Origin of the sequence: Xanthomonas sp. D-99 (genome assembly GCF_017746145.1) — a bacterium.
GTDB lineage: Bacteria > Pseudomonadota > Gammaproteobacteria > Xanthomonadales > Xanthomonadaceae > Xanthomonas > Xanthomonas cissicola.
In genome coordinates this window covers 164,442-185,861 of sequence record NZ_JAGHWU010000005.1, presented here as the reverse complement: position 1 = coordinate 185,861, position 21,420 = coordinate 164,442, and the positions used below count along the sequence as shown (strand labels likewise).

Sequence of the window (21,420 nt, the reverse complement as noted above, 5' to 3'; positions counted from 1 at the left end):
GCTCAGCGGCCGTCGGCGATCGGCGTTGGGCGGCCACCGCTGAAGGTGGACCAGGCCGGCGTACGCAGCACGTTGCCGAAGCCATCCAGGTGCAGGGTGCCGGTGGCGCCGCGCAGGCCGCCATCGGTGCCGGTGGCGAGTTTCTCCAGGTACGCCGTGATCTTCCAGGCGTCGTAGCCGAACGCGAACAGGCGGGCGGCCGGGCCGCGTGCGCTGGGCAGGGTGCTGGCCACCTGACTGACCGCCGGCAGGCCGGACACGCCCAGGGCGGTCCAGGTTTCGCTCGGATAGACGATGCCATCCAGCGCCAGATCGTCTTCGACCTTGCCAGTGCCGGCCACTAGTTGCGAGGTGCCCACGCGCGACTTGCCGGCGAATCCGGCCAGCGCCAGCTGCGGCGCCAAAGCACGCGCGGTGTTGCCGCGCACCGCCAGGAACACCGCGTCGGCGGTGCCGTAATTGCGCAGCTGCGCGCCGATGTCGCCCGGCGCGTCGGCCACGCTGATGCTGCCGGCCACCGTGCCGCCGCGTTCGCTGAAACGGTCGCGGAAGGCCTTGATGGTGCGCTTGCCGTTGTCGTCGCTGGTGCCGACGATCAGCACGTTGCGGCGTTCGCGCGAGAGCAGGTATTCGGCGGCCATGATGCCGTCGTCTTCCGGCGCCAGCGAGAAGCCTGCGCTGCCGGTGGGCGGGGCCTTGTTGTCGCTGGGACGGTTCAGTGCCAGCACCGGCACCGCCAGCTGGCCGCGCGCGAACAACGCGCTGACTTCGTCGCGCCCCAGCGGGCCGACCACGTAATCCACCCCGGCGCTCACCGCCTTGTCGTAGGCGGCATTGGCACCGGCGGCGGTGCCGGCGGTGTCGAAGAACTGCACCTCCGGGCGGCGGCGGGTTTCCGCGTAGTAGCCGGCCAGCAGGCCATCGCGTACCGGCGCGGCGGCGGTGGCCAGGTTGCCGGTGATCGGCAGCAGCACGCCCAGCTTGACCGGTGGGCGGTAGCCATCGCGCTCGGCGGGTGGGCGCTTGCTGGTGTCGAAGCCCCACTGTGCATCGCGCTCGAAGGCGCGCGGCAATGCCAGGCCGCGGCTGATCAACGCGCGCCCGGCAAAGTTGTACAACGGGTCGCCTGCCGGCAACGCAGCGGTGCGGCCCTTGAGGGTGGCGTCGTCGAGCGCGGCAAGCAGGCGCACGATGGCGCGCTGGTTGTCGCTGCGCGCGGTGCCGGTCAGGCTGGCATCGGCGCGCGCGCGGTCGGCGGCGGCACCGAACAGGTCGCCGGTGGCTTCCAGCGCCGCAGCGCGGGCCACCAGCCAGCGCGTCTGCAGCGGCTGGGTCAGCCCCTGCGGGCTGTCGCCCAGGGCCTGCAATGCCTGTGCGCCCTGCTTGTCGAGCACCGCCAGCTCGCCGGTGAGCAGCCCGAAGCGGGCCCGCTCCTCGCCGCTCAGGTGGCGCGCGTTGACCTGCGCCAGCAGCGTGCGGGCGCGCGCATCGTCGCCAGCGTCGTGCCAGCCGAACGCCGCGGCAGCCAGCAGCCGGCTGCGTTGCGCGCCGCTGGCACTGGCAGCTTCGGCTTCCAGCTGCTGCGCGGCGTCGCGCGGTTTGCCCTGATCCAGCAGTGCCAGCGCTGCGCTCTGCGTCGGCGAGGCGGTCGGCGTGACGCTGCTGGTGGCGCAACCGGCGGCCAGCATCATCATCAGCGAAAGGGCAGAGATCCTTGCAACACGCTTGTTCATTTCAGATCCATTGGACAGGGGCCGCCGGGGCGGACCGTTAAAAACGCTACGATTCTACCCTTTGCCCCCGGAAAACCGCTGATGACGTCCCCTGGAACCCTGCACGTGGTCGCCACGCCGATCGGCAACCTGGCCGACCTGTCGCCGCGCGCGCAGGAGGTGTTGCGTGGCGTGGCCGCGATCTGCGCCGAAGACACCCGCCATACCCGCCAGTTGCTCGGCCATTTCGGCATCGACCGCCCGCTGCTGGCGCTGCACGACCACAACGAAGACGCCATGTCCGAACGCATCGTGGCGCGCCTGCGCGAAGGCGAGTCGCTGGCCATCGTCAGCGACGCCGGCACCCCGCTGGTCAGCGACCCGGGGTTCAAACTGGTGCGCGCCGCGCGCGCCGCCGGCATCAAGGTCAGCCCGGTCCCGGGCGCCTGCGCGGCAATCGCTGCGCTCAGCGTGGCTGGCCTGCCCAGCGACCGCTTCGGCTTCGAAGGCTTTCTGCCAGCCAAGAGCGCCGCCCGTCGCGAGCGCCTGGCGCGGTTGGCAGGGGAGACCCGCACCCTGGTGTTCTACGAATCGGCGCACCGCATCGTCGAATCGTTGGCCGACCTGCGCTTTGCCTTCGGCGACGAGCGCCCGGCAGTGATCGCCCGCGAATTGACCAAACTCTTCGAAACCGTGCTCGACGGCAGCCTGGCGCAGCTGCAGGCCCAGGTCGAAGCCGACGACAACCAGCGCAAGGGCGAATTCGTGGTGATGGTGCAGGGCGCCGCCGACGCCGCCGAAGGCCAGCTCGCCGAAGGCCGCCGCGTCTACGCCAAGCTCGCCGAGCACCTCCCGCCGTCCACCGCCGCCAAGCTCGCTGCCGAGCTCACAGGCGCGCCGCGGAAGGCGTTGTATGGCGGCTAATGCGGTCATCGCAGGACCGTGGCTGGATGCGACGGTGGTTGATCGGTACCGCCTCTCGCGCCCGGGTGCGCTCCTGCAGGGCAATGGCAAGCTTGAAATTGCCGCGCCGTTCTGCACGGCAGCGATAGCGTAGAATGCGCCCCGGCGGAGTCGGCCAGACAGTCGCGTCACTCGCAAGAGTGCCGAGGAAAGTCCGGGCTCCATAGGGCAAGGTGCCAGGTAACGCCTGGGCGGCGCAAGCCGACGGAAAGTGCAACAGAAAGATACCGCCTACGTCCCTCGTCACCCCTCTGCCGCCGCTGGAACGTGCCGGCGATGCATCGCATCGCCAAGTGCGCCCGGAGGCCGCAGAGGGGTGGCGAGGGGCCGGTAAGGGTGAAATGGTGCGGTAAGAGCGCACCGCGAGTCCGGTAACGGACCGGCACGGCAAACCCCACCTGGAGCAAGACCAAATAGGGATCCATTGGCGTGGCCCGCGCTGGATCCGGGTAGGTTGCTTGAGCGCTGCGGTGACGTAGCGCCTAGACGAATGACTGTCCACGACAGAACCCGGCTTATCGGCCGGCTCCGCCGCCTTTTTTGGGCGTAGGCCTAAAAAAGGCGGCCACGCTTCGTACTGCGCAGGCGGTACAAAACGCGGGTCCCGGCTCCGGGCATGCCACATCCCCGCGGCTGTCGCCGCGCCCCCTTGACTGAAGGGGACTTGCAGGTAGGCCGTTGGTCGAGGCTCTCGCTATGCGATCGACTCCCTTCCACCGCCTGCGGGGGAAGGTGCCCGAAGGGCGGATGGGGGCACGCAATTCGTAACGCCTGCCGCCGTGTTTGGCGCTAGCCGAACGAGCGGGTGAATCGCGCGGGCTTGCGCCGCCAGGTCGGCATTGGTGGCCAGATTCGATGGTTTTTTGGCGCAGAAACAGCGGAATAGTGGGTTCATGCGCCGACTCCTCGGCTATGCGCATGAGTGTGGCTTGTCAACGCGAGCCAGGGATCTCCAGGCGCGCCTCGCCCTGGAAAATCCCATTCGGCCCGAAGCGTCGTTCGTGGATGAAGCCATGGCCGTGATGGTCCACCGCAACGATGGTGCTGGCCCGGGTGCCGTAGCTGGGGCCGCTGATGAAGGCGGCCGAGAGCAGGCGTTCGGTCACCAGGTCCACGCCGGTCTGCGGTAGCGCAGCGTCGGGGGCGATGGCCGGGTTGCCCAGGGCGGCCCACAGCGGCTGCAGGTCTTCATCGCCGTCGGCGCACCAGCGGTGCAGCACCTGGGTCAGCGCAGCGGTCTTGGGCCACGGCGCATCCAGCGGCCCGTTGGACATGCCATGGATGCCCGCAGCCAGTTGCCGCGCCAGTGGCGGGTGGTTGCTCAGGTGCTCGCAACGGTCGGCGTCGCACAGCAACAGGTTGAACGGTGGGAAGGCGTGGGCGGCGCCGGCCAGTGCGTCGGCGTACACGGTAGCGCCCAGGCTGCCGGACAGATAGTCGGCGATCAGATGCCCGCGCGAGTGCCCCGAAGAAGTGGCGAGCGGGTCGCGCACATTGGTGACCACCGCAGCGCGTCCGTCCCGACCCAGGCCAACCCAACTGCCACCGGAGCGCAGGTCGCGGCCAGCCAGCAGGTTGTCGGCCGGCGCCGCCCAGCGCGCCAGTGCCGCAGTGGGACGTTCGTGGAATTCGTCACGGTTGCCTGCCAGCAGCAAACGCCAGCGCGGGTGGACCTTCCAGGCAAGAGCGACCAGACACATGTCGCCGATTGTCACCTTGTTTGCGCAGTTGAGATACGTAGCTGGCGCAATGTGAAGTGAGACGGCAGTCGGGTTTACATGGCCTTCACCGCCCTGAATTTCCGTTCAATCTCAAAATATGAGATGAAACAGCAACTTGTGGATAACCTTTGAACAAGTCTCTAAAGAGTGCCGCAACTCATTGATGCGACTGGCGATTTGTGGTCCTCAAAGTTGTTGACAACCTTTGACGCGCTGCTAAGGTGGGCAACGGAGGGAAAACCAGGTGTTTTGTGGTTTTTCGTGGTTCAATGATCCCCCAGCGGGTATTCGAGGTTGCATTCGGTGTTTCAGGGCGAGACTGCCATCACGGTGGACGACAAGGGGCGTATGGCGGTGCCAACCGCATACCGCGACCTCGTTGCGCGTGTCAGCGGCAACCGTCTGGTCCTCACCTACAACCCGTTCGAAGCCGGATGCCTGTGGCTATATGCGGAAAAGGAGTGGGAGCGGGTGCGCGACGACGTGATGTCCAAGCCCAATACCCAGCGCGTGGTCCGCACGCTGCAGCAGAAACTGGTGGGTTCTTCGGCGGTGCTCGAGCTGGACGCCAACTGCCGTCTGAGCATTCCGGCCAGCCATCGCAATGCAGTGGGCATCGAGAAAAAAGCCGTGCTGCTGGGCATGGGCGACAAGTTCGAACTCTGGAGCGAGCAGGCACATCGCGCACTGATCCAGCAGACATTGTCTGACGGGGATCTGGGCGATGAATTGCTCGATCTCAGGTTGTGAGCCGGGGTGCCCGGATGCGCGGTGAAGCGCAGCCCGGTCACCCGGTGTCGCAGTCCCCGGCGGCCCATGTGCCGGTGCTGTACACGCAGGTGCTGGATGGCCTGCAAGTGACCGAAAACGGAACGTATCTGGATGGCACGTTCGGGCGTGGCGGGCACGCGCGCGGCGTGCTGGAACACCTTGGCCCGGGAGGTCGACTGCTGGTGATGGACAAGGACCCCGACGCGATCGCGGTGGCCGAACACAGCTTCGGTGGCGATGCGCGCGTGTCCATCCATCGCGGCAGTTTTGCCGGACTCGGCCAGGTGGTTGCCGCCGCCACCGTCGACGGCATCCTGCTGGATCTGGGCGTGTCTTCGCCGCAGCTGGACGTGGCCGAGCGCGGTTTCAGTTTCGGCAAGGACGGCCCGCTGGACATGCGCATGGATCCGGACAGCGGCCAGAGCGCAGCCGAGTGGCTGGCGCAGGCCAGCGACCGCGAGATCGCCGATGTGCTGTGGACCTATGGCGAAGAACGCCAGAGCCGCCGTATCGCGCGCGCCATCGTGGCGCGGCGCGCCGAACAGCCGCTGCTGCGCACCGCGCAACTGGCCGACCTGATCGCTTCGGTGATGCCGCGCGGCGACAGCAAGACCCACCCGGCCACACGCAGCTTCCAGGCCATCCGCATCCACATCAACCGCGAGCTGGCCGATCTGGAAGCCGGGCTGGATGCCGCCCTGGGCGCGCTCAAGCCGGGCGGCCGTCTAGCGGTGATCAGCTTCCACTCGCTGGAAGACCGCATCGTCAAACAATTCATGGCTCGTTACGCCAAGGCGCCGCCGAGCAACCGCCGCTTGCCCGAAGCCCAGCCGTTCGTTGCCACGCTGCAACTGGTGAGCGGCGCGATCAAGGCCGACGACGCCGAATTGCACGTCAACCCGCGCGCACGCAGCGCGGTATTGCGGGTGGCTGAAAAGCTGGGATTCGGGATTCAGGATTCGGGGTTGGAGAGGTGCTCTGCGCGAATCCCCAATCCCCAATCCCCAATCCCGGCATCTCCAGGAGACGCCCAATGAGCCGCTTGCTGCTCGTCGTGCTGCTTGCCTGCAGCATCGCCTCGGCGATCGGTGTGGTGTACATGCGCCACATGCATCGCAAGCTGTTCGTGCAGTTGTCCAAGCTCGAACACACACGCGACGAATTGAATATCGAATTCGGCCGGCTGCAGCTGGAGCAGGCCACGTGGGCGGAAAGCAACCGGGTCGACCAGGTCGCGCGTGCGCGCATCGGGATGAAGTTCCCGGAGACCAACGACATCGTGGTGGTGCGCCCATGAGCATGCGGCAAGACAGCCGTTTTGCACGGCGCAGCCGCCCGCAGGGTGGCGCTTATGCAGGTGCGCCCATGACAAAACGGCAGGACAGCCGTTTTGCACGGCGCAGCCGCCCACAGGGTGGCGCTTCTGCAGGTGCCGCCATGACAAAACGGCAGGACAGCCGTTTTGCACAGCGCAGCTGCCCGCAGGGTGGCGCACACGGAGGTGCGCCATGAAAACCGGCCGCAACCGTCCCCGTAGCAATTTCAATCTCCGTGGTCGCCTGACCCTGGTTGGTATCGCGCTCGGCCTGTGCTCGGTGACGCTGATCGGGCGCGCGGCCTACGTGCAGCTGGTCAATCGCGATTTTTACCAGCGTCAGGGCGAAGCGCGTTACCTGCGCGAACTGCCCATCGCCACCTCGCGCGGCATGATCACCGACCGCAACGGCGAGCCGCTGGCGGTGTCCACGCCGGTGGAATCGATCTGGGTCAATCCGCAGGAACTGCTGCGCAACCCGGACCGCATTCCCGAGCTGGCAAAAGCGCTGGGGCAGCCGCTGGACGATTTGAACGCCAAGCTGGCACAGAAGGCCGGCAAGGAATTCATGTACCTGCAGCGCCGGATCAATCCGGACAAGGCGCATGCGATTGTCGATCTGAAGATTCCTGGCGTGTTCTCGCAGCGCGAGTTCCGTCGCTTCTATCCGCAAGGCGAGGCGATGGCCCATGTGCTGGGCTTCACCAACATCGACGACCGTGGCCAGGAAGGCCTGGAGCTGGCTTTCGACGAATGGCTGCGCGGCAAGCCCGGTTCCAAGAAGGTGGTGCGCGATGCGCGCGGCGCCATCGTGGAAAGCGTGGACCTGGTGCGTCCGGCGCAGCCGGGCAAGGACCTGACGCTGAGCATCGACCGCCGCATCCAGTTCCTTGCCTACAAGGAACTGCGCAATGCCTTGGTCGAAAACAACGCGGCCGGCGGTTCGATGGTGGTGATGGACGTGACCACCGGCGAAGTGCTGGCGATGGTCAACCTGCCCACCTACAACCCCAATTCGGTCACCGGCATCAATCCGTCGGCCCGCCGCAACCGTGCGGTCACCGATCTGGTCGAGCCGGGTTCGACGATGAAGCCGCTGACCGTGGCCACCGCGCTGACCGCCGGCGTGGTGACCAAGGACACCGTCATCGATACCAACCCCGGCTACATGTCGGTGGGGCGCTTCACCATTCGCGATGTGCCGCGCAACAACGGCGTGCTCAACGTCACCGGCGTGATCACCCGCAGCTCGAACATCGGTGCGGCCAAGATCGCGGCCAAGGTGCCGGACCAGACCTTCTACCAGTCGATCCGCAACTTCGGTTACGGCAGTGCGCCGCATAGCGGGTTCCCCGGCGAATCGGCCGGCGTGGTGCTGCAGCCGGCGCGCTGGAGCGGCCCGTCCAAGACCACGATGTCCTACGGCTACGGCCTGTCGGTGACGCCGCTGCAGATTGCGCAGGCGTACGCCACGCTCGGCAACGGCGGCAAGCTCACCCCGCCGACCTTCGTGCGCGGCCAGCACAACGAAACCCGTCAGGTGATCACGCCGGAAGTGGCGCGTCAGGTCATCGACATGATGGAGACCGTGGTGACCCAGGGCGGCGCCAAGGGTGCGGCAATTCTGGGGTACCACGTGGCCGGCAAGACCGGCACGGCGCGCAAGAACGGCGCCAACGGCTACGAGCGCGGGCATTACAACGCCCTGTTCGCCGGGCTGGTGCCGGCCACGCGCCCGCGCTTTGCCACGGTGATCGTCATCAACGATCCGCAAGGCAAGGTGTATTACGGCGGCCTGGTGTCGGCGCCGGTGTTCCATCGCGTGATGGAAGGCGCGCTGCGCTTGATGGACGTGCCGCCGGACGATATCCAGTCGTGGCTGGCCGCACAGGCTGCCGGCAAGACCGGCCAGCCGGTGGTCAAACCGCAGTCGGTCGATCCGGACCCGGCGCTGGTGCCGGACCCGGTGGATGAAGTCTCTGCCGGCATCCCGACCGCCCTGGCGCCTGCGCCGGCTGCCGCACCAGCGCAGCCCGCGCCGTTGCAGGAGAGCCGCCAGTGATCCGCTCCATGGCGCTCTCGCAGTTGCTGCCGGACGTGGCGTTGACGCACGACGTGCAGGTGTCCGGGCTGGTGATGGATAGCCGTGCCGTGCGTCCGGGCGATGCATTCGTGGCAATCGCCGGTTTCGGTGCGCATGGTCTGGGCTTTGTCGAACAGGCGCGCGCCAATGGCGCAGCGGCGGTGTTGTTCGAGCCGCCGGCTCCCGATGGATTGCCGGTCCCGGCCGATGCGATTGCCGTGCCCGGTTTGCGCGCGCGCCTCGGCGTGATGGCCGATCAATTCCATGGCCGGCCGTCGCAGGCGATGCGCATGGTCGGCGTCACCGGGACCAACGGCAAGACCTCCACCGTGCAGCTGCTGGCGCAGGCATTGACGCTGCTCGGTACGCCCACCGGCACGCTCGGCACCTTGGGCGTCGGCCTGTATGGCGCGGCCGTGCCGACCGGATTCACCACACCGCTGGTGTTGCCCACGCATGCCTTGCTGGCGCAGTTGCGCGAAGACGGCGCGCAGGCCGTGGCGATGGAAGTCAGCTCGCACGCGCTCGATCAGGGCCGTGTGGATGCGGTGCATTTCGACGTGGCGGTGTTCACCAATCTCACCCGCGACCATCTCGATTACCACGGCGACATGGCGCAGTACGGCGCGGCGAAGGCCAAGCTGTTCGCCCGCGCGGGGTTGAAAGCGGCCGTGGTGAACCTGGACGATGCATTCGGCCACACCCTGTTCGCGGCGCTCGATCCCGCGCTGCGCGCCATCGGTGTGAGCTCGCGCGCGCATGCCGACGCCAGCGTGAGCGCGCAGGCACTGCAGCTGGACCACAACGGCATCAATTTCGCGCTCAATATCCGGGGCCAGGTGCATCCGGTGCATTCGCCGCTGCTGGGCCGTTTCAACGTGGATAACCTGCTGGCCCTGGCCGGCGCGTTGTGGGCGATGGAGTTTGCGCCTGCGCAGATCGCCAGCGTGCTCGGCCAGTTGCAGCCCATCCATGGCCGCATGAACCGCTTGGGTGGCGCACATGGCGCACCGTTGGTGGTGGTCGATTACGCACATACGCCCGATGCGCTGGAGCAGGCATTGAGCAGCCTGCGCTCGCATGCGCAGGACCGCCTGATCTGCGTGTTCGGCTGCGGTGGCGAGCGCGACACCGGCAAGCGCCCGCAGATGGCGGCGATCGCCGAGCTCAAGGCCGACGTGGCGATCGTGACCGACGACAACCCGCGTGGCGAAGACGGCAATGCGATCGTGGCCGATATTTTGCGCGGCTTCGCGCGACCGGATGCGGCCATCGTGCAGCGCGACCGCGCCGCTGCGATCCATCAGGCCATCGGCATGGCCAGCCCATCGGACATCGTGTTGATCGCCGGCAAGGGCCACGAGCCGTATCAGGAAGTTGCCGGCGTGCGGCACGCCTTCGACGACGCCCTCGTGGCGGCGCAGGCGCTGCTGCCGCGGACCGTGTTGGGAGTGCGCCCATGAAGCTCACGCCCCTGTCGTTGATTGCCCATTGGGCCGGCGGCGAGCTGCACGGCGACGACGCCATGATCGATGCGGTCGGCAACGACACCCGCACGCTCGCCGACGGCAGCCTGTATGTGGCGCTGCGCGGCGAGCGCTTCGATGGGCACGACTTCGCCGCCGAGGCGGTGGCGTGCGGCGCCAGCGGTGTGCTGGTCGATCGCCTGCTGCCGGCGCTGAGCGTGCCGCAGGTGGTGGTGAACAACACCGAGCTGGCGTTGGCGCGCATCGCCGCCGGCATGCAGCGCGACCGTGCCACGCGCGTGCTCGCGCTGACCGGCTCCAACGGTAAGACCAGCGTCAAGGCGCTGCTGCTGTCGATCCTGCAGGAAGCCGGGCGCGTGGATGGCACCACCGTGTACGCCACGCCGGGCAACCGGAACAACGAGATCGGCCTGCCGCTGGCGGTGCTTGCCGCGCCCGACGATGCGGACGTTGCGATCTACGAAATGGGCGCCGGCAAGCCGGGCGATATCGCCTATCTCACCGAGATTGCGCAGCCGCATGTGGCACTGGTCAACAACATCGCGCCCGCGCATCTGGAACGCCTGGGCAGCTTGCTCGGCGTCGCACAGACCAAGGGCGCCATCTACGCCGCATTGCCCGCCGATGGTGTGGCGGTGATCAACGCCGACGACGCTTTCGGCATGTGGTTCGAACAGCAGTTGCAGAGCCAGCCGGTGCAGGGACGTCGCGTGCTGCGCTATGGCGTGCAGGCCAGTGCCGAGATCACTGCGCGGCAACTGCGTCTGCACCCTGGCGGTGCGCAGTTCACCCTGGTGACGCCGCAGGGCGAAGCGCAGATTGCGCTGCCGTTGCCGGGCCGCCACAACGTGCTCAACGCACTGGCGGCAACCGGCCTTGCACTCGGTGCCGGCATCGCCTTGCCGGTGATCGCGGCCGGTCTGGCGCAGGCGCGCCCGGTCGCCGGCCGGCAGATCGCACAGACCTTGCCCAATGGCGCGGTACTGATCGACGACAGCTACAACGCCAACCCGGGCTCGCTGGATGCGGCCATCGACGCCTTGGCCGCGGCACCGGGCGAAGGCTGGCTGGTGCTGGGCGACATGCGCGAACTCGGTGCCGAAGGCGTCGCATTGCATGCCGCTGCGGGACGTCGCGCGCGTGCGGCCAAGCTGCAGCGGCTGTACGCGCTGGGCGAACTTAGCGCCGCCGCGGCGCAGGCATTCGGCGAAGGTGGCCGCGTGTTCGCCACGCATGCCGAGTTGATCGACGCCTTGCAGGCGGATCTGGTCGGAGCCGCCAGCCAGCAACAGCAAATGCAGCAACACGCATCAGGAAATACGCAGGAACATGCAGTGAATCAAGAACAGCAATCGCCGTCTGTGGCCGCTCTTTCCGGCGCCGCCCCCATCACGATCCTGGTGAAGGGCTCGCGCGGTAGCGCGATGGACCGCGTCGTCACCGCGCTGCTCGCATCGGCGGAGGGCGCATCCCATGCTGCTTGAGCTGGCCCGTTGGCTGCAGCAACTGGAGAGCCTGTTCGGGCTGTTCAACTATCTGACCTTCCGCGGCATCTTGGCTGCGCTGACGGCGCTGTTCCTGTCGTTGTGGATGGGCCCTGCGGTGATCCGCAAGCTCGCCCAGTTCAAGGGCGGCCAGCCGATCCGCCAGGACGGCCCGCAAACGCATTTTTCCAAGGCCGGCACGCCGACCATGGGCGGTTCGCTGATCCTGCTCACCGTCACCTTGTCGGTGCTGCTGTGGGGCGACCTGCGCAACCGCTACGTGTGGTTGGTGCTGGCGGTCATGATCTGCTTCGGTGCGATCGGCTGGTACGACGACTGGATCAAGATCGTCAAACGCGATCCCAATGGTTTGAAGTCGCGCTGGAAGTATCTGCTGCAGTCGATCTTCGGTCTGGCCGCTGGCTTGTTCCTGTACTACACCGCCGACGTGCCGGCGGCGATCACGTTCTACATCCCGATGTTCAAGTCGATCGCGCTGCCGCTGGCCGGCGTGAGCTTCGTGGTGATCGCCTACTTCTGGATCGTGGGCTTCTCCAACGCGGTGAACCTCACCGATGGCCTGGATGGATTGGCCATCATGCCGACCGTGCTGGTGGCCTGCGCGCTGGGCGTGTTCGCGTATGCGTCGGGCAACGTGGTGTTCGCCGAATACCTGAAAATTCCGCTGATTCCAGGTGCCGGCGAGCTGATCATCATCTGCTCGGCGATTGCGGGGGCAGGCTTGGGCTTTTTGTGGTTCAACACCTACCCGGCGATGGTGTTCATGGGCGACATCGGCGCGCTGTCGCTGGGCGCGGTGCTCGGCACCATCGCGGTGATCGTGCGTCAGGAGATGGTGCTGGTGATCATGGGCGGCGTGTTCGTGATCGAAACGCTGTCGGTGATGATCCAGGTGGCCAGCTTCAAGCTGACCGGCAAGCGCGTGTTCCGCATGGCGCCGATCCACCATCATTTCGAGCTCAAGGGTTGGCCGGAGCCGCGCGTGATCGTGCGCTTCTGGATCATTTCGGTGGTGCTGGTGCTGATCGGCCTTGCCACGTTGAAGGTGCGCTGATGAACGACATGTCCCGCCAGGCCACACGACTGGACGCCATCGGCGGCCGCTACGACCCGTGGCTGCTCGGGGCCGCAGTCACGCTCGCGTCGCTGGGTGTGGTGATGGTGGCGTCCAGTTCGATCGAGCTGGAAGCCAGCCCGTTCTACTACCTGACCCGCCACCTGCTGTTCCTGGGGGGCGGCATCGCGCTGGCATTCTGGGCGATGCGCACCGAGCTGAAGACCATCGAACAGCACAACCAGATGTTGTTGCTGGCCTGCTTTGTGCTGCTCGTGGTGGTGTTCGTGCCTGGCCTGGGCAGCACCGTCAATGGCGCCAAGCGCTGGATCAACCTGGGCGTGTCGCGGTTCCAGGTGGTCGAATCGGTGAAGGTGTTCTACATCATCTGGCTGGCAAGCTATCTGGTGCGTTTCCGCGACGAGGTCAACGCGACCTGGCAGGCGATGCTCAAGCCGGTATTCGTGGTCGGCTTCCTGGTCGGCCTGTTGCTGCTGCAGCCGGACTTCGGCTCCTCGATGCTGCTGCTGAGCGTGACCGCCTGCATGCTCGTGCTCGGCGGTGCACCGATCGGGCGCATCATCCTGCCGATCCTGCTGTTGCTGCCGGCGCTGGTGGCATTGGTGATCTTCGAGCCGTACCGCATGCGGCGCGTGACCTCCTTCATGGACCCGTGGGTAGATCAGCTGGGCTCCGGTTACCAGCTGTCCAACGCGCTGATGGCCATCGGCCGCGGCCAGTGGACCGGCGTGGGCCTGGGCGCTTCGGTACAGAAGCTCAACTATCTCCCCGAATCGCATACCGACTTCATCTTCTCGGTGATCGCCGAGGAATTGGGCTTTGTGGGCGTGTGCGGCGTGATCGGGCTATATGCGCTGCTGGTCGGTCGCGCCTTCTGGCTGGGCATGCGCTGCGTGGAAATGAAGCGGCACTTCTCCGGCTACATCGCTTTCGGCATCGGCCTGTGGATCGCGATGCAGAGCTTCGTGTCGATCGGCGTCAACCTGGGCATCCTGCCGACCAAGGGACTGACCCTGCCGCTGATTTCGTCAGGCGGCTCGTCGGTGCTGATGACCTGTCTTGCGATGGGCGTGCTGCTGCGGGTGTCCTACGAGGCCGATCGCGCCGAGCGCCTGCGCAGCAAGTTGTCTCCGCAGGGCGCGGCCAGCTCGTCAGCCGAGCCGGCCGAGCCGGTGGTCGATTCGGTGCCGCCGGCGTACGCGCCTGCGCACAGGCCGCAACGCGACACTGCCGCCGCGCCCGCACCGGCCGCCGCCCCGGTTGCCGCCCCGGTTGCCGCCGCCTACGTAGCGCCGGCGTCGGCCATCCTGCGCGGCACCAGCCGCATGCAACCGCGTGTGGAACCGACGTTCGGGAGGATTGCGTGAGCGTTTCTGCCAATGCGGCGCAAACGCACGCACAGCCATCTGCGGTGCTGCGGCCGGTCATGATTCTGGCCGGCGGCACCGGCGGGCACATCTTCCCGGGCTTGGCCGTGGCCAAGGTGCTGCGCGCGCGCGGCGTGCCGGTGACCTGGCTGGGCGCCGATGGCGCCATGGAAACCCGCCTGGTGCCGCAGCACGATATTCCCATCGATACGCTGGCCATCAGCGGCTTGCGCGGCAAGGGCGTGGTGAAGTTGCTCGGTGCGCCGGTGCGGGTGATGCGCGCGGTGCGCGCTGCCGGCTTCGTGCTGCGCAAGCGCCAACCGCGTGCGGTGATCAGCTTTGGCGGCTTTGCGGCCGGCCCGGGCGGCCTGGCCGCGCGCCTGCTCGGTGCGCCATTGCTGGTGCACGAACAGAATCGCGCACCCGGCATGACCAACAAGGTGTTGTCGCGTTTCGCGCGCCGCGTGCTGACCGGTTTTCCGGGCAGCTTCGCTGGCGAAGAAGCAGTGGGCAACCCGGTGCGCGCGGAGATCGCCGCATTGCCTGCGCCGGCCGATCGTTTGGTCGGTCGCACCGGCCCGGTACGCGTGCTGGTGCTGGGCGGCAGCCAGGGCGCGCGCGTGTTGAATCAGGCGCTGCCGGCTGCGCTGGTCGCACTCGGCCATCCGGCGATCGAGGTGCGCCATCAGTGCGGCGAAAAGCTGCGCGCCGAGGCCGAAGCGGCCTATGCACAGGCAGGCGTCAACGCCAGCGTCGAACCCTTCATCGCCGACATGGCCGCTGCCTATGCCTGGGCAGATCTGGTGGTGTGCCGCGCCGGCGCGTCCACCCTGGCCGAACTGTGCGCCGCCGGTGTCGGCAGCGTGCTGGTGCCATTTGCCGCCGCCGTCGACGACCATCAAACCCGCAATGCCCAATACCTGGTCGGCGCCAACGCCGCCGTGCTGCTCAAGCAGGACGACAGCCTGGCAGTGCACTTGCAGCAGGTGCTGCAGACCCTGCTCGCCGACCCGGCCCGGCGCCTGTCGATGGCCATCGCCGCCCGCACCCTGGCCAAGCCGGACGCCGCCGAGCGCATCGCCGACATCATTCTGCAAGAAGCCGGGAGTGGTGAATCGGGAATGGGGAATGGGCAGAGCTCAGAACAAACGCAGGAACACATCTTGATGCACGCAGACAAGCGCACCGACCAAGCATCCGTCGCCGCTGGCGCTCAGCTCCATACGATTCCCGATTCCCGATTCCCGATTTGCGCCACCGCAGGAGGTGCAGCGTGATCCGCCGTCTGCAAGACAGTGGCGATCTGGTGCGTGCGTTCCCGCGCGTGCATTTCGTCGGCATCGGCGGAACCGGCATGAGCGGCATTGCCGAGGTGATGCTCACGCTGGGCTATGAAGTGTCCGGCTCGGACAACGCCGACAACGCGGCCACGCGCCGGCTGGCCAAGCTGGGTGCGCGCGTGATGCGCGGCCATTCGGCGGCCAACGTGCTGGGCACCGATTGCGTGGTGGTGTCCAGCGCCATCCGCGAAGACAACCCCGAGCTGATGGAAGCGCGCAGCCAGCGTATTCCGATCATGCCGCGCGCGGCGATGCTGGCCGAGCTGATGCGTTTCCGTCGCGGCATTGCGGTGGCCGGCACGCACGGCAAGACCACCACCACCAGCCTGGCGGCTGCGGTGCTGAGCGAAGGCGGGTTGGACCCGACGTTCGTGATCGGTGGCCAACTGCTGGCCGCAGGCGCCAACGCCAAGCTCGGTGGCGGCCAATGGCTGGTGGCCGAAGCCGACGAGAGCGATGGCAGCTTCCTGCGCCTGAATCCGTTGATGGCGGTCATCACCAACATCGATGCGGATCACCTGGAAAACTACGGCAACGATTTCGCCCGCGTGCAGGCCGCATTCGCCGAATTCCTGCAGCGCCTGCCGTTCTACGGCCTGGCGTTGCTGTGCATCGACGACCCGGAAGTGGCTGCACTGGCCGGCAAGACGCCGCGCCACGTGATGAGCTACGGCATGAGCGAAAACGCCGACGTGCGCGCCGAAGATGTGGTGCAGGACGGCCCGCGCATGCGCTTTACGCTGCGCCTGCCCGAAGGCACCACCACGCCGGTGACGCTTGCACTGCCGGGCCGCCACAACGTGCTCAATGCGCTGGCGGCTGCCGCAATCGGCTGGCAGCTCGGCGTGGCGCCGGACACCATTGCGCGCGCGCTGGAAAACTTTGCCGGCATCGGCCGTCGGTTCAACGATCTGGGCGAAGTCACCACCGGCACAGGCGCGCGCGTGCGCGTGGTCGACGATTACGGCCATCACCCGCGCGAACTCGAAGCCGTGTTCGCTGCAGCACGTGGCGGCTGGCCGGACAAGCGTCTGGTCGTCGCCTTCCAGCCGCACCGCTATAGCCGCACCCGCGATCAGTTCGATGCCTTTGCCGCAGTGCTCAGCACTGTCGACGCATTGGTGCTGAGCGAGGTCTACCCCGCCGGCGAAGCGCTGATTCCGGGTGCCGACTCGCGCGCACTGGCGCGCGCCATCCGTGCGCGCGGCCGCAGCGAACCGGTGGTGGTCGGCCAGATTGCCGGTCTAGCCGAAGTGTTGCCGGACGTCCTGCAAGACGGCGATCTGCTGTTGATGATGGGCGCCGGCGATATCGGTTATGTGGCCCAGCACATCATCAACAACGGGTTTGTCGGAGAGCAGGCATGAGCGCGTTGGTCGGCAACGCCCGCACCAGCGATCCGGCAACCTTTGGCCGTGTCGCCGTGCTGCTCGGCGGCACCTCGTCCGAGCGCGAGGTGTCGTTGAATTCCGGCAGCAACGTGCTGGAAGCGCTACGCGCACGCGGCGTCGATGCGCAGCCGGTGGATGGCATTGCGGCGTTGGCCAAGGCATTGGTCGCGCAGCAGTTCGATCGGGTGTTCAACGTGCTGCACGGACATAACGGCGGCGGCGAAGACGGCATCGTGCAGGGCCTGATGGAAGCCTTCGGCGTGCCATATACCGGCTCGGATGTGCTGGGTTCGGCGCTGAGCATGGACAAGATCCGCACCAAGCAGGTGTGGTTGTCGCTGGGCCTGTCGACGCCGCGCTATGCGCGGCTGGCCGCCGGCGCGAGCGCAGAGGACATTCATGCCGCTGCACGCCAGATCGGGTTGCCGATCATCGTCAAGCCGGCCAATGAAGGTTCCAGCGTCGGCGTCAGCCGCGTGTTCGACCAGGCACAGCTCGAAGAAGCGGTGACCCTGGCGGCGCGCTACGACGGCGCGCTGTTGATGGAGCAACTGATCGAAGGCGACGAACTCACCGTGGCCGTGCTCGGCGACACCGCATTGCCGTCGATCCGCATCGTGCCCAAGGGCCAGTGGTACGACTACAACGCCAAGTACATCGCCGAAGACACGCAGTACCTGTGCCCGGGGCTGGAAGGCGAGGCTGAAGCGCAGATCCGCCAACTCGCGCTGGACGCTTTCCACGCGGCCGGCTGCCGTGGCTGGGGCCGCGTGGACGTGATGCGTGATGGCAGCAGTGGCCAGCTGTATCTGCTCGAAGTCAACACCGCTCCCGGCATGACCAGCCACTCGCTGGTGCCCAAGGCTGCCAGCCAGCTCGGCATCGATTTCGAAACGCTGGTCTGGCGCGTGCTGGAGCAGACGCTGTGACGCCGGGAATCGTGAATCGTGAATCGGGAATGGGTAACAGCGGATGCGCTGTTGCCGTTGCGATTCCCTATTCCCGATTCCCAATTCCCGCGCGCGGAGCGCGCCCATGAACGCCACCCTGCGCATCCTGGCCTGGTTGCTCGCGCTGGCGTTGGTCGCGCTGCCGGTGGTGGCTGTGCTCAATGGCTGGGTGGGTGCCGAGCGCTGGCCGTTGGCGAAGTTGCGTGTGTCCGGCGACTTCAAGCGGGTGCCGGCCGAAGAGTTGCGTGCAGTGGTGTTGCCGTATGCGCGTGCCGGCTTTTTCGCGGTGAAACTGCAGCAGGCGCAGGATGCCATCGCGCGTTTGCCGTGGGTGGAAAGTGCGCAGGTGCGCAAGCGCTGGCCAGATGTGCTGGAAGTGCATGTGACCGAGCACAAGCCGTTCGCGCGCTGGGGTACCGACCGCATGCTGTCCGAGCAGGGCCGGCTGTTTCGCACCCCGCCGCTGTTGAAGGATTTCAAGTTGCCGCAGCTGGGTGGTCCGGACAGCAAGACCCAGGATGTGGTGGCGCTGTACAACGAATCACGCGCCCTGTTCGCACCGACCGGGCTGGATGTGGAGCGCCTTGAGATGGACGCGCGCGGCAGCTGGTCGCTAGGGCTGAGCAATGGCGTACAGATCGTGGTCGGCCGCGACGATGCACGCGCACGGCTGCAGCGCTTCGCACGCGTGCTGCCGCAGCTGTCCGACCCACTGCGCCCGATCGCCCGCGCCGACTTGCGCTACACCAACGGATTTACCGTTGAACGGCGGGGATTGGAGAGTGGGGATTCGGGATTGGAAAAAGCGCAGCCCCGGCATCGCGCAGCATCTTCTGGACCTCCCGTCGCCCTGGCTCTCCCGCGTTCTCCCAATCCCGAATCCCGAATCTCGAATCCCGGCTTTAAGACATGAACCGCAAAGGCGACAAATCCCTCATCGTTGGACTGGACATCGGCACCTCCAAGGTCGTCGCGCTGGTCGGCGAATACTCGCCCGGCAATCCGATCGAAGTGATTGGCATCGGTTCGCATGAATCGCGCGGTCTCAAGCGCGGCGTGGTGGTGGATATCGAATCCACCGTGCAGTCGATCCAGCGCGCGGTGGAAGAGGCCGAGCTGATGGCCGGCTGCGAGATCCGCTCGGTGTACGCCTCGATTTCCGGCAACCACGTGCAGTGCAAGAACTCCCCCGGCATCGTGCCGATCCGCGATGGCGAAGTGACCTGGAGCGATCTGGAGCGCGTGCTCGATGCCGCCAAGGCCGTGGCCATTCCGGCCGATCAGCGCATCCTGCATGCGATTCCGCGCGAGTACGTGCTGGACGATTCGCAGGAAGGCATCCGCAACCCGGTCGGCATGACCGGCGTGCGCCTGGAGGTGCATGCGCACCTGGTGGTGTGCGCGCAGTCGGCGGCGGCCAACATCACCAAGTGCGTACAGAAGTGCGGCCTGCAGGTCGACGATCTGGTGCTGTCGTCGCTGGCATCGTCGGTGGCGGTGTTGACCGCCGACGAACGCGAGCTGGGCGTGGTGCTGGTGGATATCGGCGCCGGCACCACCGATCTGGCGGTGTACGTGCAAGGCGCGATCTGCCACACCGCTTCGTTGCCGATCGCCGGCGACCACGTCACCAACGACATCGCGCACATGCTGCGCACGCCCACGCCGGAAGCCGAGCAGATCAAGGTCCGCTACGCCTGCGCGCTGGCGCAGCTGGCCACCGCCGAAGAAAGCATCCAGGTGCCCTCGGTGGGCGACCGCCCGCCGCGACGCATGCCGCGCCACGCACTCGCGCAGGCAGTACAGGGCCGTTACGAAGAAATCTTCGAGATGGTGCAGGCCGAACTGCGCCGCTCCGGTTTCGAGGAAATGGTGCGCGCCGGCATGGTGCTCACCGGCGGCGCCTCGAAGATGGAAGGCGTGGTGGAACTGGCCGAAGAAATGCTGCAGATGCCGGTGCGCGTGGGCATCCCGCAGCACGTCACCGGCCTGGGCGAAGTCGTCGGCAACCCGGTGCACGCCTCCGGCGTTGGCCTGTTGCTGATGGGCAGCCAGATCGAACACCCGCGCCGGCCATCGATTCCGACCGGGCGCGCAGGCAGCCTGTTCAAGAAATTGAAGAATTGGTATCGCGGGGAATTCTGAGGCGCCGGGATTTGGAATTCGGGATTCGGGATTGGCAAGAGCGAAAGAAAAGCAGAGTGGCAGCAACGATTAAGTGGAGAGCGGCGAGCGGGTAGGCGGTAAAATTTTTTGCAGGCATTGCGTCGAGGAGTAGGTGCGGTGAGTCGTAGAGCGCAACAGCGCATCCATGGCCCAGGCACACGAATCCCGACTTTCAAACAACAACACTCGCCGTGATGCGGAGTGGGGCAGGGACCAGCGCTTTTGCGACTCCCCAATCCCCATTCCCCAATCCCGGCTCAAGAGGACACTGACATGGCACATTTCGAACTGATTGAAAAAATGGCTCCCAACGCGGTCATCAAGGTGGTTGGCGTCGGCGGCGGCGGTGGCAATGCCGTCGCGCACATGGTCAACACCAACGTCGATGGCGTGGAATTCATCACCGCCAACACCGACTCGCAGGCGATCAAGAACTGCGGCGCCAAGCTGCAGCTGCAGCTCGGCACCAACGTCACCAAGGGCCTGGGCGCAGGCGCCAATCCGGAAGTCGGCCGTCAGGCTGCGCTGGAAGATCGCGAGCGCATCATGGACGCGCTGCAGGGTGCGGACATGGTCTTCATCACCGCCGGCATGGGCGGCGGCACCGGCACCGGCGCCGCACCGGTGGTGGCGCAGCTGGCCAAGGAGATGGGCATCCTGACCGTGGCCGTGGTCACCAAGCCATTCCCGTTCGAAGGCCGTCGTCGCATGCAGGTGGCGCTGAAGGGCATCGAGGAACTGAGCCAGCATTGCGACTCGCTGATCACCATCCCCAATGAAAAGCTGATCACCGTGCTGGGCCGCAACGCCACTATGATCCAGGCGTTCCGCGCAGCCAATGACGTGCTGCAGGGCGCCGTGCAGGGCATCGCCGACCTGATCGTGCGCCCCGGCCTGATCAACGTCGACTTCGCCGACGTGCGCACCGTGATGTCGGAAATGGGTCTGGCCATGATGGGCACCGGTTCGGCACGCGGCGATGATCGCGCGCAGGCCGCTGCCGAAGCCGCCATCCAGAACCCGCTGCTGGACGATGTGAACCTGGCCGGTGCCAATGGCATCCTGGTCAACATCACCGCCGGCCCGGACTTCACCATGTCCGAGTTCGACGAGATCGGCCGCACCATCGAAGCCTTCGCGTCGGAAGATGCCACCGTGGTCGTCGGTACCGTACTCGACCCGGACATGCAGGACGAAGTGCGCGTGACCGTGGTGGCCACCGGCCTGAACCGTGCGGTTGCCCGTCAGACCCAGCGTCCGGATCAGCGTGCACCGATCAAGCTGGTGCGCAATGCCACCACCGGCCAGCCGGAATTCGGCGACTTCGACACCACCAGCGGCGACGCGGTCTCCAAGGCGGTCGGCGGCAGCATGGGGCTGGGCCTGCGTCGTCCGAGCAGCGACTCGGTCGGCAGCGGCAGCCACAACAGCGGTGGCTCCTCGACACCGGCGGCAGACCTGCCCAACGATTACCTGGATATCCCGGCGTTCTTGCGCCGCCAGGCCGACTGAGGAGCGCCGGCTGCGTCGCTACGGTGGCGCAGCCCGCCCTGCCCGAAGCCCGCTTCGGGTTG

The 21,420-nt window shown here is 66.8% G+C and carries 16 protein-coding genes, 1 other RNA gene and 1 pseudogene; 16 read left to right on the top strand and 2 right to left on the bottom strand.

Annotated elements, in window-relative coordinates:
- Nucleotides 1-2: 2 nt before the first annotated feature.
- Nucleotides 3-1,694, bottom strand: a complete 1,692-nt coding sequence (locus J7360_RS03065; protein ID WP_176215015.1) for a penicillin-binding protein activator — start codon at nt 1,692-1,694, stop codon at nt 3-5.
- A gap of 120 nt (nt 1,695-1,814) precedes the next feature.
- On the opposite strand from J7360_RS03065, the gene rsmI reads away from it, so the two are divergent.
- Both rsmI and rnpB read left to right on the top strand, forming a co-directional pair.
- Nucleotides 1,815-2,636 (top strand): 16S rRNA (cytidine(1402)-2'-O)-methyltransferase, encoded by an 822-nt coding sequence (gene rsmI / locus J7360_RS03060; RefSeq protein WP_005910936.1) that lies wholly within the window; start codon nt 1,815-1,817, stop codon nt 2,634-2,636.
- 146 nt (nt 2,637-2,782) lie between these two features.
- Nucleotides 2,783-3,209, top strand: an RNA gene (gene rnpB / locus J7360_RS03055) — RNase P RNA component class A.
- 398 nt (nt 3,210-3,607) lie between these two features.
- Here rnpB and J7360_RS03050 read toward each other — a convergent pair.
- Nucleotides 3,608-4,375, bottom strand: a complete 768-nt coding sequence (locus tag J7360_RS03050; RefSeq protein WP_089113067.1) for an NRDE family protein — start codon at nt 4,373-4,375, stop codon at nt 3,608-3,610.
- Between the two features lie 315 nt (nt 4,376-4,690).
- On the opposite strand from J7360_RS03050, the gene J7360_RS03045 reads away from it, so the two are divergent.
- The 14 genes and pseudogenes from J7360_RS03045 to ftsZ all read left to right on the top strand — a co-directional run bounded on the left by J7360_RS03045 (nt 4,691) and on the right by ftsZ (nt 21,358).
- Nucleotides 4,691-5,146 carry a division/cell wall cluster transcriptional repressor MraZ gene (locus tag J7360_RS03045; protein ID WP_081027600.1) on the top strand — a complete coding sequence of 152 codons (456 nt, stop codon included), beginning with the start codon at nt 4,691-4,693 and terminating at the stop codon, nt 5,144-5,146.
- Nucleotides 5,147-5,160: 14 nt separating this feature from the next.
- A complete protein-coding gene (gene rsmH, locus J7360_RS03040) occupies nt 5,161-6,204 on the top strand; it encodes a 16S rRNA (cytosine(1402)-N(4))-methyltransferase RsmH (protein WP_057660570.1) in 1,044 nt (347 codons plus the stop codon).
- Nucleotides 6,201-6,464, top strand: coding sequence for a cell division protein FtsL (gene ftsL / locus J7360_RS03035; protein WP_005910928.1), 264 nt, complete (start codon nt 6,201-6,203; stop codon nt 6,462-6,464). Before rsmH ends, ftsL begins: the two co-directional genes overlap by 4 nt.
- 211 nt (nt 6,465-6,675) lie before the next feature.
- Nucleotides 6,676-8,544: a penicillin-binding protein 2 gene (locus J7360_RS03030; protein ID WP_057660568.1), complete on the top strand. Its 1,869-nt coding sequence runs from the start codon at nt 6,676-6,678 to the stop codon at nt 8,542-8,544.
- A gap of 8 nt (nt 8,545-8,552) precedes the next feature.
- Nucleotides 8,553-10,028 (top strand): UDP-N-acetylmuramoyl-L-alanyl-D-glutamate--2,6-diaminopimelate ligase, encoded by a 1,476-nt coding sequence (locus J7360_RS03025; protein ID WP_209033274.1) that lies wholly within the window; start codon nt 8,553-8,555, stop codon nt 10,026-10,028.
- Nucleotides 10,025-11,536: a UDP-N-acetylmuramoyl-tripeptide--D-alanyl-D-alanine ligase gene (gene murF / locus J7360_RS03020; protein WP_022558304.1), complete on the top strand. Its 1,512-nt coding sequence runs from the start codon at nt 10,025-10,027 to the stop codon at nt 11,534-11,536. Before J7360_RS03025 ends, murF begins: the two co-directional genes overlap by 4 nt.
- Complete coding sequence (mraY, locus tag J7360_RS03015) at nt 11,526-12,611, top strand: phospho-N-acetylmuramoyl-pentapeptide-transferase (RefSeq protein ID WP_003485285.1); 1,086 nt, start codon at nt 11,526-11,528, stop codon at nt 12,609-12,611. Before murF ends, mraY begins: the two co-directional genes overlap by 11 nt.
- Entirely contained in the window at nt 12,611-13,999 is a 1,389-nt protein-coding gene (ftsW, locus tag J7360_RS03010) for a putative lipid II flippase FtsW (protein WP_209033224.1), read from the top strand. The genes mraY and ftsW overlap by 1 nt, the downstream gene beginning before the upstream one ends.
- On the top strand, nt 13,996-15,276 hold the full coding sequence (gene murG / locus J7360_RS03005; protein ID WP_057660562.1) for an undecaprenyldiphospho-muramoylpentapeptide beta-N-acetylglucosaminyltransferase: 1,281 nt from the start codon (nt 13,996-13,998) through the stop codon (nt 15,274-15,276). The genes ftsW and murG overlap by 4 nt, the downstream gene beginning before the upstream one ends.
- The gene (gene murC, locus J7360_RS03000) at nt 15,273-16,706 is read left to right on the top strand and encodes a UDP-N-acetylmuramate--L-alanine ligase (protein WP_057660560.1); all 1,434 of its coding nucleotides are present in this window, start codon (nt 15,273-15,275) and stop codon (nt 16,704-16,706) included. The genes murG and murC overlap by 4 nt, the downstream gene beginning before the upstream one ends.
- Nucleotides 16,703-17,659 (top strand): D-alanine--D-alanine ligase, encoded by a 957-nt coding sequence (locus J7360_RS02995; RefSeq protein WP_057660557.1) that lies wholly within the window; start codon nt 16,703-16,705, stop codon nt 17,657-17,659. Before murC ends, J7360_RS02995 begins: the two co-directional genes overlap by 4 nt.
- A gap of 106 nt (nt 17,660-17,765) precedes the next feature.
- Nucleotides 17,766-18,485 (top strand): annotated as a pseudogene (locus J7360_RS02990) (cell division protein FtsQ/DivIB); the annotation flags it as partial.
- A gap of 104 nt (nt 18,486-18,589) precedes the next feature.
- Nucleotides 18,590-19,825, top strand: coding sequence for a cell division protein FtsA (ftsA, locus tag J7360_RS02985; RefSeq protein WP_003485272.1), 1,236 nt, complete (start codon nt 18,590-18,592; stop codon nt 19,823-19,825).
- A gap of 294 nt (nt 19,826-20,119) precedes the next feature.
- Nucleotides 20,120-21,358 (top strand): cell division protein FtsZ, encoded by a 1,239-nt coding sequence (ftsZ, locus tag J7360_RS02980; RefSeq protein WP_003485270.1) that lies wholly within the window; start codon nt 20,120-20,122, stop codon nt 21,356-21,358.
- Nucleotides 21,359-21,420: the final 62 nt, after the last annotated feature.